The sequence below is a fragment of the uncultured Pontibacter sp. genome (assembly GCF_947495565.1).
Lineage (GTDB): Bacteria > Bacteroidota > Bacteroidia > Cytophagales > Hymenobacteraceae > Pontibacter.
Window position 1 is genome coordinate 58,913 of record NZ_CANLZM010000006.1, and the last position, 14,961, is coordinate 73,873.

A 14,961-nucleotide genomic window follows, 5' to 3' on the forward strand; every position below is an offset into this window, starting at 1 on the left:
TTATTTTCGACATAGTATAAATAAGTAACTATTAATCAGCAATCACTTTAAAATGAAGATTACAGGAGAGGAAACTAAACGAAGGGCAGGGAAATTTTTAACGCTGATATTTTTACCGTTGTTTATTACATCGTGCGGCTCAAAGTCAGATGACCCGGGTCCGCTTGCCCCTGCACCAAGGCCACAGGCTCCAACCGATAAAAACTGGACCTTCGAGTCTACCCCGATCTGGGCAGACGAATTTGACTATAGCGGCGCCCCTGACCCTGCCAAATGGGGCTACGATACAGGCGGCCACGGCTGGGGCAACAACGAACTGCAGCACTACACCGACAGCCCCGCCAACGCCAGCGTGACGGACGGCCTGCTCACCATCACGGCCCGCAAGGAGAGCACCCAGGACCGGGACTACTCCTCGGCAAGGCTGGTGACCAAGGGCAAAGGCGACTTCCTCTACGGCAGGTTTGAGATACGGGCCAAGCTGCCCACCGGCAGGGGCACCTGGCCGGCCATCTGGATGCTGCCTACCGACTGGGCCTACGGCGACTGGCCGAAGTCAGGCGAGATCGACATCATGGAGCATGTGGGCTACGACCAGAACAAAGTGCACGTCACCGTCCACACCGAGGCCTACAACCACGGCAAGGGCACCCAGAAAGGCAACAGCAAAGTGATCCCCACTGCCAGCTCTGAGTTCCACAACTACCGCGTAGACTGGACGCCTTACGCCATCCGGGGTTATATTGATAATAGCCAAGTGTTTGAGTTTATCAATGACGGAAAGGGTTTCGCCACTTGGCCTTTCGACAAGAGGTTCCACCTGCTGCTCAACATAGCCGTGGGCGGTAACTGGGGCGGAGCGCAGGGCGTGGATCCAACTGTATTCCCACAGGCCATGCAGGTCGATTATGTGCGCGTATATAAAATGAATGATTTATAGACAGTACCTTATCAATCATACGATACTTTTAAAACGGATACTCATACTTTAGAAATGAAAATTAAACACATAGCCCTTGCGGCCCTCTTAGCTTTAACCGTGCTGCCAAATGCACAGGCTCAGAAAAGCAAGACGACTAAAAACAACAAAGCACAAAATGCTCCTAGCGCAGCCGAAATAGACAAAAAAGTAGAGGCGCTTCTGAGTAAAATGACTTTGGAGGAAAAAGTGGGCCAAATGGCTCAGATCACGCTGGATGTAGTTGGAAAGGGCGATAACCGTTTCTCCAGTTTCGAGCCATTTGAGCTGGATAAAACCGAGTTAAAAAAGGCGCTGGTAGACTATAAAATTGGATCGGTGCTGAACACGGCCAACAACCGGGCCCTTACTCCTCAGAAATGGTACAGCGTTATCAGCCAGCTACAGGACGTAGCCATGAAAGACACTAGGCTGGGGATACCTATTATTTATGGTGTGGATGAAATTCACGGTGCCACTTACACGGTAGGCGCCACGATGTTCCCGCAACAGATTAACCAGGCCGCCAGCCGAAACCGTGCGTTAGTGAGACGAGGTGCTGAGATAACTGCGTACGAGACACGTGCCAGCTCTATTCCGTGGAACTTCTCCCCTGTTCTGGACTTAGCGCCAGACCCGAGATTTTCGCGCCAGTTCGAGTCCTTTGGGGAAGACCCGTACCTGACCTCTGAACTTGGTGTACAGATGATCGACGGCTATGAAGGGGAGCAAAATAACATAGGGCATCCGGAGCATGTAGCCTCGTGCATGAAGCACTTCCTGGGATACCAGGTTCCTACTTCAGGCAAAGACAGAACGCCAACTACCATCTCTGAAACTGATCTGCGCGAGTATCACCTGCCGGCCTTTAAAGCAGCCATAGATGCCGGTTCTCATACTATCATGATCAACTCCGGAATTATAAACGGGGTGCCCGTACACTCTAACCATGATATCCTGACAAAGCTGCTGAAAGAGGAGCTCGGGTTTAAAGGACTAGTAGTGACAGACTGGGGCGATATCGAGTACCTGCACACCAGAGACAAAGTAGCCGCGACACACAAGGAAGCGATTATGCTGGCCATCAACGCGGGCATCGACATGTCTATGATTCCTTATCAGTATGAGCCTTTCTGCAACGGATTAGTGGAACTGGTAAAAGAGGGCAAGGTGAAAGAAGAGCGTATAAATGACGCCGTGCGCCGCATTTTGCGTGTAAAGTATGCCTTAAACTTATTTGAGCGCCCTACCACCAACCCGAAAGATTACCCTAAGTTTGGCAGCAAAGAGTTTGAGCAGGCAGCTTACCAAATGGCAGCCGAGTCTATCACGTTGCTTAAGAACCAGCAGAATGCCCTTCCGCTTAAGAAAACAGCCAAGGTATTAGTAACTGGCCCTAACGCAAACAACATGCGTACCTTAAATGGAGCCTGGACCTACTCTTGGCAAGGTGAAAAAGTGGATGAGTTTGCAGGCAAGTATAACACTATTCTAGAGGCAGTTCAGAACGAGATCGGAGCTAAAAATGTAAGTTATGTTCCTGGCGTAAGCTACAAAATGGATGGTAAGTACTACGAAGAAGCCGCTGATAAGATGGCCGAAGTTGTGAGTGCGGCCCAGTCTGTAGATGCTATTATACTTTGCGTTGGCGAGAACACCTCCACCGAAACGCCTGGCAACCTGAGCGATTTATACTTGTCAGACCTGCAGACGGAGCTGGCTCAGAAACTAATTGCAACTGGCAAGCCTGTTATCCTGGTTCTAAATGAAGGCAGACCACGCATTATCAGCCGTATTGAGCCAAAGGTGCAGGGCATTGTGCAGATTTACCAGCCGGGCAACTTCGGCGGTGATGCGCTTGCAGACGTGCTGTTCGGTGACGTGAACCCATCTGGTAAGCTGCCTTACAACTACCCGCGCTACCCAAATGCCCTGGTGCCATACATCCACAAACCATCTGCTGAGCAACAAACAGTAGAAGGCGTTTACAATTACGAGGCAGACTATAGCCCTCAGTATGAGTTTGGCTACGGGTTAAGCTACACGACTTTCAAGTATAGCGACCTGAAACTGAGCAAGCCGCAGATCGGAAAATCTGAGCAGTTAACTGTTACAGTAAATGTGCAGAACACTGGCAAAACAGAAGGCAAGGAAACAGTACAATTATTTACCTCAGACCTTTATGCCAGTGGCATTACACCGGATGTCAGACGCCTGCGCCGCTTCGAGAAAATTTCGCTGAAGCCAGGGGAAAGCAAAACGGTTACTTTCACAATTGCTCCGAAGGATTTAGCCTACATCAACAGAGAGGGCAAAAAGACAGTAGAGGCCGGAGAATTTGTAATAAGCGTGAGCGATCAGAAGCAAAAATTTAGCATAGTAGAATAGATTAGTTGGTTTTCTTAACGTGGAGGCGGAAATATCTGCTTCCACGTTTCTTTTAAAACAGCTTTATCACCGCTGCGTGCCTACAGCACTAATACTTTCCACATGAAACTTTCGATTAACTATAAGAGCATACTTGCAGCATCTTTGCTTACAGTGGCTTTGCTGAGCTCCTGCACTTCTTCCCAATCAGGTGCAACGAGTACGCCAGTGTCTAACCTGGCAAAAATGTCTGCTATAGCATCTACAGCGGTAGCCGAAGTGACTGACACGACAACATTTACAGAGCTTATTTGGGCAGACGAATTTGACTATAGCGGCGCCCCTGACCCTGCCAAGTGGGGCTATGATACAGGCGGCCACGGCTGGGGCAACAACGAGCTGCAGCACTACACCGACAGCCCCGCCAACGCCAGCGTGGCCGACGGCCTGCTCACCATCACGGCCCGCAAGGAGAGCACCCAGGGCCGCGACTACTCCTCGGCAAGGCTGGTGACCAAGGGCAAAGGCGACTTCCTCTACGGCAGGTTCGAGATACGGGCCAAGCTGCCCACCGGCAGGGGCACCTGGCCGGCCATCTGGATGCTGCCCACCGACTGGGCCTACGGCGGCTGGCCGAAGTCAGGCGAGATCGACATCATGGAGCACGTGGGCTACGACCAGAACAAAGTGCACGTCACCGTCCACACCGAGGCCTACAACCACGGCAAGGGCACCCAGAAGGGCAACAGCAAGGTGATTCCCACCGCCAGCTCTGAGTTCCACAACTACCGCGTAGACTGGACGCCTTACGCCATCCGGGGTTATATTGATAATAGCCAAGTGTTTGAGTTTATCAATGACGGAAAGGGTTTCGCCACTTGGCCTTTCGACAAGAGGTTCCACCTGCTGCTCAACATCGCTGTGGGTGGCGACTGGGGCGGTTCCCAAGGCGTAGACCCAAGTGTTTATCCGCAGTCCATGGAAATAGATTATGTCCGGGTTTACAAGATGAACGAGCAGTAGGCTCTTATCTATCCAACAAAAAGGGATACGCCAAGTATGGGGTATCCCTTTTTGTTTTATCAGCAATGATGGCTAGTAGTTGAGCATAAACTCCGTCAGGTTATCCTCCTGGTCAAGTTTTATTTTTTTCCGGATGCGGTACCTGCTGGTTTCTACGCCACGCAATGATAGCTTAAGCAGCGAAGCAATTTCCTTGCTGGTTAAATTCAGGCGCAAATAGGCGCACAGCTTCAGGTCGCGGTGCGTCAGGTCCGGAAACTCTTCGCGCAGGCGTGTCAGAAAGTCCTGGTGCACCTGGTTAAAGTGGAGCTCAAACTGCTCCCAATTGTTCTCGAACTTAATCTCCTCCTCTACCGACTTAAGCAATTTCTTTAGCTGTTTTAGCGTATTTTTGCAAGTTACCTGCTCTATGGTTTCCTGTAGCTGATCCTTTACCTTATGCACCGCTTGCATGTTCTGCATCACGTGCACGGCAGAGCTCGTCAGCTCCTTGTTTTTATGCACCAGCTCATCCTCCAGTTTCTCATTATTTAACCTAATAATCTCTCGTTCAGCCAGCAACACCTCTTCTTTGTGCTTTGCCTCCTTCAGCTTCAAGGCTTTCTCCTGCTCTTCCTGCAAGCGCTGCTTTGTTTTAGCAACTCTCAAGTCCTGCAATTTCTTGATCAGGAACAGGGCAAGTATAAACAGGCAGGCGTAAATTAAATATGCCCACAGAGACCTGTACCAGGGAGGCGACACCACAAAAGTATACGTTGCTTCTTCGCTTACATTCCCGTAAATGTTTTTAGCCCTAACATGGAAAGTATAAGTACCCTCCCGCAGGTTGGTATACTCCTTCTGCAAACCCGTGGACCACGGTGACCAGGCCGCTTCAAAGCCCTCCAGGTAACACTGGTAGCGCACTCTGTCGATATCATCATAAGAGATGGCCCCAAAAGTGAATTTTACAGAGTTTGAGTCGAAAGCCAGCACAGGCACCTTCTCCTCGCTCTGATTAAGTGTTGCTATACCTTCTTGCTGAAACGTGCCGCCTGATAAAAGAGAGTCCTGGCCTTGCGCTGTTATCTCAACGCGCCTTATTAAAGTATGGAATGATTTATTCAAGCTTCTAGCCTGCTGATAATTAGGGTGATAATGCACAAAGCCATCATCTACTCCGATCAATACATTAAGCGGGTTATAATGGGTAATATGCTCAAACCCTCCCGTTAATTTGCCTTCCAGCTTGTTGAAGACATTTTTCTCAATTTCGTAGCTCCCGTTACTTCTCTTTTTCAGCACGCCCATTTCCACGCCCGCCGAAAACCAGATATTGCCCTCGCTGTCCTCAATCAGCTTGCGGATGTGTGTTTCCTGGCCAAGCAGCTTGCCTAGTTCTTCATGCTCTTCAAAGCGGTCTTTGCTCTTGTTATACTTATAAATACCGCGCTCTCCGGTAAACACCAGTTTGCCGCTTATCTTAAAAACATTGATGAACAAGTTGGAGGGAAAGCCTGCGCGCTGGTCATAAAAGCTGAGTTTCTCCACCTCATCCAACTGCTCGGAAAGCCTTAGTTTATACACGCCTTTGTAACCGTGGGCCACCCAGATATTGCCTTCCTTATCTTCCTCCACTACCCGCGCCGACTCATCAAAACCATTAATCCTATGCTGATACTCCAGCTTCCCGTTTACAAATTTATACAGCAGCAGCCCGGAGTAAGTACCGCACACCACATACCCTGGGCGGGAGGCCAGCGGCACGAACAACCAGGCACCACGATGCTCCGATAACCTATAGGCGGTGTTATTTATAATCTCGAACGGGCCATTGTGGTGCGACAGCAGCAGCCTGTCGTTTATTTTTTGCAGATTATATACTTGCCCCTGCGTGTTGCCAACCTGCCTGAATGGCGAAGGGTTGAGCGGGTTCTCAGTGTTAGACCATGTTTTATAGTATAACCCGTCGTTGGTGCCCAGGTAAAGTACATCCCCATCAAGCAAAGAAGTATAACCGGTGCCGGGAATACCGTTTTTTGCGTTGAAAAGCGTAAAGGCAGAGTTTGTCTCTAAGTAGTCAATCCCGTTGTTTAGGGCCAACCATAAATTTCCGGACTGATCCTGGTAAATGCTTCTTACGTTGCTGTTCTGCAGGCCTTTCTCCCTGTTTAGATGCTGCCGCGGCACCCCGTTTTTATCAATTATCAGAAGGCCGTCGTGCGCAGTGCCTATGGCATACTCTTCGGATAAACTGGTAGCAGCGTATACTTTGTTTTTGATCAGGAAGTCTTCCACGGCCCAGTTTACCGGCTCAAAGCCGCTGTAGCCGTTATACATAAAAATGCCGTTCTCTTCCGTCAGAATAAGCGACCTGCCATTGGTATGAGGCAGCATAGCGATAATCACGTAGTCTGCCATCTTCTCGCTGCCGGGCACAAACACAAACCGGTCATTTTTAAGCTCGTACACCCCTTTGCCAGGTATAGGAAGCAGCAGCTTATTGTAAACCAGAAACGGATAACCTGTAGGCGTTACTGGTGCTTCGTATACTTTTATCTTATCGTTCTGAAGGTGGTATACACCGGAAACGGTGCAGTAGTACACGCCGTCATCAGAGGTATAGATTTTCCAGACATCGGCAAAGTTCTGGTGCTTCTCCTCAATTTTAGACTTAAGCGAAACATACGCCATCTGCCCCCGCTCATCTGTTTCCAGGTAGCCGAAGTCACCCTGCCCGCCAACGTAAATACGCCCTGTTTTATCTACAGCAAGCGATCGGGCAATGGTGCGGTTCGCTAAGCTGATCAGCCGCCAATGGTTACCGTCAAACTCCACCACCCCAAAATTATTACCAAAGTACATCACGCCGCGGTGGTCCTGCACTATGGCCCAGTTCTGAGGCGAGGCGCTATAATCTTGTTGGGTATAATTCCGGATATAAGGTATACCCTCATTCTTTACCTGTGCCAGCGTAGGGTAACACATCAGGAGTATAGCCAGCACTACATATAACTTCTTCATTCAAAAACTCCGCATCAAGTTAGCTCATCTCCAATTGCAAGCTTACACAAGTATAAACTCACAGACTCTGGATGATCTTTTGGCAACACATATGCCAAAAGGCAATCATAAATTTATACATAATAATAAGCATATTCTAATCCAAGTATAGCTCGGCTGAACAAACCAGTCTAAATCAGTAAGAAAATGCTGGCTGTATGGTTCTTCAAAATATCCAAGGTTAACAGCCTTAGAATAAAAAGTTATAACAATCAATAAAAATTATCCAATAAAAAAATCAAATCATTAATAATTAATCCTCGTAAAAAACAGCAACTAAAACAAAGTAAGCACTCACTAATATTTTTCAGAAAGGAAAACAATCCGAAAATTTAAGAAAAACTACAGCAAGATAAAAGCAGAAAACAGTTCGGCCAGGTGCAGCAACAGCAGAATACATCTCTTCCCCTGGTGCCTTGCTCATGATAACAACAAAGGTTAAAGCAACAGAAAACTTAATTTGATGGACTCAAACCGCCTCTTTTTCACCTCTCTCTTCTCCCAAACACTGAGCGCCGGGGCCGGGACCTTCTTAGAAATAAAGTCATGTATCAATTCTAATCACTTAACAACTCACCTATGAATAGACTTTTCCTTTCGAACGTAGGCTTCATACTTATGCTTATTTGTACAGGCTCTGTTACCTGTGCAAACGCGTGGAGTATGCCCAAGCCACTGATGCAGCAAACGGCTGATGTTACTGTTACAGGTAAGGTGACAGATGAGAACGGCGGCGCCCTTCCGGGTGTAACGGTCATACTTAAAGGCACAACCCGCGGAACAGCTTCCGACGCAAACGGAAATTACTCGCTTGCTGTGCCGGGCGGCGAAGGCACGCTAGTCTTCTCTTTTATCGGCTATAAGGCGCAGGAGGTGCAGGTTGGCAACAGGTCAACAATTAACGTGTCGCTCGCTCCGGACGCTGAGGCACTCGAAGAAGTAGTGGTGGTTGGCTACGGCACGCAGCAGAAAAGCCTGGTTACGGGTGCCATCTCCTCCGTTAATCAGGAAGAAATTGCCACCGTTTCCTCTACACGCGTGGAGCAGGCACTGCAGGGCCGGTCAGCTGGTGTTACGGTGCTGCCTGCCTCCGGCTCACCGGGCAGCGGCATGCGGGTAAGAGTTCGCGGAGCCGGCTCTAATGGCAACGCGGAGCCGCTCTATATTGTGGATGGCATGCGGACCGGCGGCATTGAGTACCTGGACCCGAGCGAGATTGCTTCTATAGAGGTTTTAAAAGACGCGGCCTCTGCTGCTATATACGGTGCTGAGGGTGCCAACGGTGTTGTCATTATTTCCACTAAAACCGGAAGCAAGGGAGCGCCATCCTCCGTTTCTTACAGCGGCCAGTACGGGATACAGTCAGTAGGCGACCGCATGGACCTGATGAACGCCCAGCAGTATGCAGCCTACCTAAATGAATCTAACACCGCAGGCGTAATACCCGACCCGGCAGATGTTGCTAATGTAGAGGGCACCAATTGGCTCGACGAGATTTTTGAGACTGCTCCCATGCAACGGCACTCGGTAAGCTTCAGCGGCGGCTCAGACAAATCCTCCTTCCTGGTAAATGGCACCATGTTCCGGCAAGATGGCGTAGTAGGCGGCGATAAGGCTCGCTTCGACCGTTACACCGTCAGGCTCAACTCCGACCATGAGATCAAATCCTGGCTCAACATCGGCAACAGGCTCTCCTACTCCCACTTCGAGAGAACAGGCATACAAGAAGACTCCGAATTCGGCTCTGTGATAAACAACGCCATACTCATGGACCCTATCACACCAACTATTTATACGGGTGCTTTGCCTGATTTTGTACAGACTGCCCTGGATGCTGGTTTTCCGCTGGTTCGGGATGGCAATGGCAGCATCTACGGGCTGTCTCCATACATTAGAGGAGAGGTCGGAAACCCGTTGGCCCAGTTAGCGATTACAAAGGGCGGCACCGTTCAAAACAAAGTGGTCGGCAATATTTATGCTGATATGGAGCCTATTGAAGGGCTCACAATCACGACGCGTTTCGGTATAGATGCGGCTTTTCAGCGTAATCACGGCTGGAACCCAAGCTTCTGGTTCTCCTCAGAAAGACTTAACACGGTGGCTAACACCTTCGATAACAATGAAAACTGGTTTACCTGGCAGTGGGAGAATTACGCAAACTACCAGCGCACCATAGGCTCTCACAACTTCACGGTGCTTGCCGGTATTTCTGCCTTAGAAAGAAAGTATAACAGGCTCAACGGCAGCTCGTCAGGGTTGTTTGCCGAAGAGGATATTTTCGCATTCCCGGACTTTACGCCGGATGACAATGACAGGATAGCAGGCACAGAAAACTCCAACACCTTACAGTCATACTACGGCAGGCTTTCCTACGATTACGAGAACAAATACCTGCTGAACCTGACCGTCCGCCGCGACGGCTCTTCTTTGCTGCCTCCGGGTAACGAGTGGGGTACGTTTCCATCAGTGTCAGTAGGCTGGGTTTTCACTAATGAGGATTTCTTCCCGGCAAACGATGTGCTCAACTACTTTAAAATACGCGGCAGCTGGGGCCAGAACGGCAGCTTGTCAAACCTGACTTTAGGGCAATGGGCGGCCGTTATCACATCGCAGGGCATACGCTACCCGGACGGAAACGGCGGTTACATTACGGTTGCCGAGCCAGCGGCCCTGGCTAACCCCGAACTGAAGTGGGAAACCAGCGAGCAGGTGGATATAGGCTTAGACATGGGCTTCTTTGACAACAAACTTACCCTGACCACCGATTATTTTGTTAAAACCACCAAAGACCTTATTACACCCGGCACGCCGCCTCGTTTTATAGGTAACACACTGCCTTTCGTAAACGGTGGCGACGTAAGAAACAGAGGATGGGAATTTGAGCTGGGCTTCAACAACAGCGACAATGCCTTTAAGTATGAATTTGCCGTGAACCTGACAACTATAGATAATGAGGTTACCTTCCTGAACCCGAACGTAAACCGCATTGCAGGCACAGGCGTGGGCACCGGCTGGACGGCTACATATTTTGAAGAGGGCTTTCCTATCTGGTATTTCCGGGGCTATAAAACGGCAGGCATCTTCCAGACGCAGCAAGACATAGACCAGTACCTGAGCGAGAACAACATAGCAGGGTACGACCCGCAGCCAGGCGACCCAATTGTGGTAGACGTAAACGGCGATGGCCAGATCTCACCCGATGACCAGACTTTTATAGGCAGTCCGCACCCGGAGGTGATTTACGGCGGCCGCATCAACCTCAGCTATAAAGGCTTTGACTTTCTGGCGTTTATACAAGGGCAGGCCGGCAATGATGTGCTGCTGGCCTTTAACCGTGTAGACAGGCCAACCGCCAACCGCCCTGCTTTCTTCTATGAAGACCGCTGGACCGGCCCCGGCAGCACCAACAGCTGGTTTGCCCCTAACACTACCAGCACTTATGTGTACAACAGCGACCTGATGCTTTTCGACGGCTCGTACGCCCGCATACGGCAGTTACAACTCGGCTATACTTTACCGAACACACTTACCGAAAGAATCAGTGTGCAAAACGCCCGTTTCTATGTTTCGCTTGATGACTTCTTCACCTTTACCGACTACCCTGGGCTGGACCCTGAGGCTGGTAGCAACAACGTGAACAGCCTGGGTATTGACAGAGGTGTGTACCCTATACCGCGTAAAGTACTTTTTGGCCTTAATTTCAGCTTCTAACTCTAAACCCTGAACATCATGAAAAAATATATTTTAACACGAACCATCATGTGCCTGGCCGCCCTGATGCTGGCCACCAGCTGCGAAGATGAGTTTCTGGAATCAGAAATTCCGGGAAGGCTGCCACAGGAAGAATTTTACCGAACAGATGAAGATGCCATACAAGCTACAGCAGCTGCCTACGATATGTTGCAGGCGCACTACAACTGGGGCTGGGCCAGCATGTACTTAGTTAAAACGCTGCTGTCTGACGAAAGCAACGCCGGCGGTAGCGGGCCAGGCGACCAGCCTGCCTACCAAACCTTAGACGACTTCAGCTTCGACTCGCAAAACGACGCGGTGCTGGGTGCTTGGACCATGAGCTACTACGGCATCTACCGGGCAAACCAGGTCATAAACAATGTCGTTCCGGAATCCGACCTACGCAGGCGCCTGATTGCAGAGGCCAAGGCATTAAGGGCACTGTATTACCTGGATTTAGTATCGCTGTGGGGAGATGTTCCTCTAATTTTGGATAACATTGCACCAAGCGAGTACACCGCCCAGCAGCGCGTAAGCAAAGAGGAAGTATACAACCAGATTGAGCAAGACCTGACCGAAGCCATTGCAGAATTGCCTTTGAAAAGCACGTATGGTACCGGCGAGAGGTTCCGGTTTTCGAAAGGCGCCGCGCAGGCCTTGCTTGGCCGGGCTCATCTGTACCAGGAAGAATGGGAGCAGGCCGCGCAGCAGCTAGATGAGGTGATCAGTTCAGGACAGTATAGCCTGGAGCCTAAATTCAGCACTGTTTTCTCGCAGGAAGGAGAGTTCGGCCCTGAATCCTTGTTTGAGGTAGCTTACTCCAGCGACGCCAACTATGACTGGGGCAACTTTCCATGGGCTAACGGTCGCAACCTGGAAAGCAACATTCACATACAGTTAATGGGGCCTCGTGCCGACTTTTACACCAAAGCACCGCAAGACTCCCTGATCGGTGGCTGGGGCTTTAACACTCCTCGGTCTGGTTTGTACGAAAGCTTTATTGATGCCGGAGATACCCAAAGAAGAATCAACACAGTAATGTCTGAGGCAGAACTCAAGGCAAAGGGAGGAAACTGGACAGCACCCAACGCTTATGATTACATGGGCTACTTCCAGCGCAAGTATGGCTCGTATATTAACCAGACTGCCACGGAAGGCGGCTCTGTCGGGGAGCTAAATTACGGCACAAATTGGCGCCTGATACGCTATGCAGATGTACTTTTGATGGCAGCAGAAGCTTATTACCGCCTCGGCGACGAGGGAAGAGCACGCACCGAGCTAAACAAAGTACGGGAAAGAGCCGGCCTGGATGATATAAGCGCATCAGGCACAGACTTATTTAATGCCATTATGCAGGAAAGAGAACTGGAACTGGCTTTTGAAGGCTTCAGGTACATTGACCTGGTACGTTGGGACATGGCAGCCCAGGAGCTTGGCCCGCTTGGCTACGTAGAAGGCAAGCACAACCTGCTTCCCATCCCGGATAACGATGTCAGAACTGCCAACCTGACGCAGAACCCAGGCTACTAAGCACTAGCTTAAAGCATAAAAGCAGCAAGGGAGCTACCATGGTAGCTCCCTTGCTGCTTTTATGCTTTTCTTTACCCACCTATCAATAGTTCCAAGGGTATAGATCTGGCTCCTTGCCGCCCCGGCTTTTCATGCGGAGCGGGTGCACGGCTTCTGACTCATCAAAATAAATAAAGGCATCATACCGATCCGGGATAACGGTAGGGACATAGTTTCCGAACATCTCAAACTTAGGATCATATACCACTCCTATTGCGCGGTGCCCGATAAGCTCCTGCAGTTCGGGCACATTCCGGAGGTCTTTGGAAAGTATGATTTTATCGTCGGTGCTGATGTTGTGGAGCATTTCTTCCCAGCTGCCGCTAGCCGCAGGCGGAACATCCATTTTTTGCATCGGTGCCCCCCAAGATCTGCCGGCTATTACAGTGCCCTGGTAAGAACCAAAGCCAACCAGCCGTACCTTATCGTGGCCATACTTCTGGCGGGCCAGCTGCCCGATATTATACATGCCGTTATCTGCCATATCGGTAAAGCGCGCGTCGCCGATGTGCGTGTTGTGCTCCCATACGATAGCTTTGGAACCCGAACCGTGAAAATCCAGCAGCCGGTCCAGCGTCTCCATCATGTGGCTGTCGCGCACGTTCCAGGAGTTGGTGCTGCCGTTTATCATGGCGCGGTAATATTTTTCTGCGTTAGCGGCTACCAGTGCGTTTTGCTTGGTGTTAAAATCCTGCTCCGGGTCGTTGCTGAAGCTGCGGTGCTGCTGTACTTTTTGCAGCATTTCAATCACTTCCCGTTCGCAATCGGTGGGCACAAAGGCTGTGGCCTGGGCATAGGTCTGCGGGTCGCGGTTAAAAGGCTCAAAACAGTTGATGGCCAAGCGGGCAGCCTCCGCGGCCTGTCCGTCGTTGCTTTCCAAATACCGCACAATCTGCTCCAAAGACTCCCACAGGCTGTACACATCCAACCCGTAGAAACCTGCCTTCTCCCCTTGCCTGCGCTGGTTATTGTGCTCCCGGAGCCACTCTACCAGCGCCGCCACCTCCCAGTTGGCCCACATCCAGGTAGGCCACCGCCGATACACCTCCAACACCTCGGCAATCTTACTGCCCGCGTTAGGATACCCTTTTATAAAGCGGTTGATGGCATAACACTCCGGCCAGTCGCCCTCCACTGCTATAAAGTCAAAGCCCTTCTCCTGGATCAGCCTTCTGGAAATGGCCGTTCGCCAGGAATAATACTCGGAAGTGCCGTGCGAGGCTTCTCCCAGCATCACCACGCGGGCGTCGCCTATTTCCTCTAATAATACATCAAGATCCCTCTCTTTTGTGAGCGTAGTATAATGAAAAGGTTTTTGTCCCATAGCCGTGGTGTAAAGTATAACGAGCGGTAAATTAAATTTGCTGTATTGTACTTTCGATGAGCGGTTTATGTTCCATAAAATAAAGCGCCCGCTTTACTTCTGGGTAAAGCGGGCGCAAAGCCATGTTAAGCGTGCAACTTAACTTATGACTGGTTTTGCTGGGCAAACACCCTGCGCAGCAGTTCGGTGGTGCGGGCAATCGGGTTCTGGCGTATCTTTAGCTCTTCCTGGGCAACCAAAGTAAACAGACCGTCAATGGCTTTTTGGGTGGCGTAATCATCCAGGTCGGGGTTTACTTTCTGCACAAGCGGCACTTTGTTATACTGGTTTACAAGGTCTGCATAGTAGCGCGTGGCGTTTGTCTTTTCCAGCGATTTAACCATAATCGGATTAAAGGTATCATACAGCTGCTGCGAGGTAGTGCGCTTCAGGTAGTTTGTGGCCGCGTCCTTATCACCACGGAGTATCCCCCAGGCATCCTGAATGGTCATCTGCTTGATGGCGCTCACAAATATTGGCACGGCGCTTTTGGCGGCGTCTTCGGCACCACGGTTCAGAGTAAGTATAAACTTGTCTACCTGGCTGCCCAGCCCCACCTGGCGCAGGGTATTCTCCACACGCTGCACATCCTCCGGAAATGGAATCCTGATCAGTGAGTTGCCAAAATAGCCGTCGGTTTGGGAGGCCTGGCTAGCGCCGTTGGTTATCCCCACCTCCAAAGCCTGCTTTAGCCCCGCGGCTACTTCAGATTGGGTAAGTGTGCCGCTGGTGCCTGCCAGCACGCCATCCATGGTGCGCTGTATATCCGTTACGGTACAGGCCGAGGCGCCAAGTGCCAAGGCTATGGCAGAAGTATAAATTATTTTCTTCATGTATGCTTACTATGTTGATTTTAAAGTATCCGGTCCGGTTTATGAAAGTATAGCTAAAGCTGTTTATGCATTGT

At 50.3% G+C, this 14,961-nt stretch carries 8 protein-coding genes; 5 read left to right on the forward strand and 3 right to left on the reverse strand.

Going from position 1 to position 14,961, the window contains the following annotated elements; genetic code table 11:
- The first annotated feature begins 118 nt into the window (after positions 1-118).
- From Q1B04_RS09350 to Q1B04_RS09360, 3 genes are all read left to right on the forward strand, one after another.
- Complete coding sequence (locus tag Q1B04_RS09350) at positions 119-940, forward strand: glycoside hydrolase family 16 protein (RefSeq protein WP_299758475.1); 822 nt, start codon at positions 119-121, stop codon at positions 938-940.
- A gap of 54 nt (positions 941-994) precedes the next feature.
- Positions 995-3,346: a glycoside hydrolase family 3 N-terminal domain-containing protein gene (locus tag Q1B04_RS09355; RefSeq protein WP_299758477.1), complete on the forward strand. Its 2,352-nt coding sequence runs from the start codon at positions 995-997 to the stop codon at positions 3,344-3,346.
- 102 nt (positions 3,347-3,448) lie between these two features.
- Positions 3,449-4,348, forward strand: coding sequence for a glycoside hydrolase family 16 protein (locus tag Q1B04_RS09360; protein WP_299758479.1), 900 nt, complete (start codon positions 3,449-3,451; stop codon positions 4,346-4,348).
- A gap of 72 nt (positions 4,349-4,420) precedes the next feature.
- Here the strand turns inward: Q1B04_RS09360 and Q1B04_RS09365 are convergent, their stop codons facing one another.
- The gene (locus Q1B04_RS09365; protein WP_299758481.1) at positions 4,421-7,351 is read right to left on the reverse strand and encodes a two-component regulator propeller domain-containing protein; all 2,931 of its coding nucleotides are present in this window, start codon (positions 7,349-7,351) and stop codon (positions 4,421-4,423) included.
- 702 nt (positions 7,352-8,053) lie between these two features.
- Between Q1B04_RS09365 and Q1B04_RS09370 the strand changes: the two genes are divergently transcribed.
- Together Q1B04_RS09370 and Q1B04_RS09375 are read left to right on the forward strand one after the other, a co-directional pair.
- Positions 8,054-11,101, forward strand: coding sequence for a TonB-dependent receptor (locus Q1B04_RS09370; protein ID WP_299758483.1), 3,048 nt, complete (start codon positions 8,054-8,056; stop codon positions 11,099-11,101).
- An 18-nt stretch (positions 11,102-11,119) separates the two neighbouring features.
- Entirely contained in the window at positions 11,120-12,652 is a 1,533-nt protein-coding gene (locus Q1B04_RS09375) for a RagB/SusD family nutrient uptake outer membrane protein (protein ID WP_299758485.1), read from the forward strand.
- An 82-nt stretch (positions 12,653-12,734) separates the two neighbouring features.
- On the opposite strand, the gene Q1B04_RS09380 is transcribed toward Q1B04_RS09375, so the two are convergent.
- The gene (locus Q1B04_RS09380) at positions 12,735-14,015 is read right to left on the reverse strand and encodes an erythromycin esterase family protein (protein ID WP_299758487.1); all 1,281 of its coding nucleotides are present in this window, start codon (positions 14,013-14,015) and stop codon (positions 12,735-12,737) included.
- 143 nt (positions 14,016-14,158) lie between these two features.
- Positions 14,159-14,887: a DUF4197 domain-containing protein gene (locus Q1B04_RS09385; RefSeq protein ID WP_299758489.1), complete on the reverse strand. Its 729-nt coding sequence runs from the start codon at positions 14,885-14,887 to the stop codon at positions 14,159-14,161.
- Between the last annotated feature and the right edge of the window lie 74 nt (positions 14,888-14,961).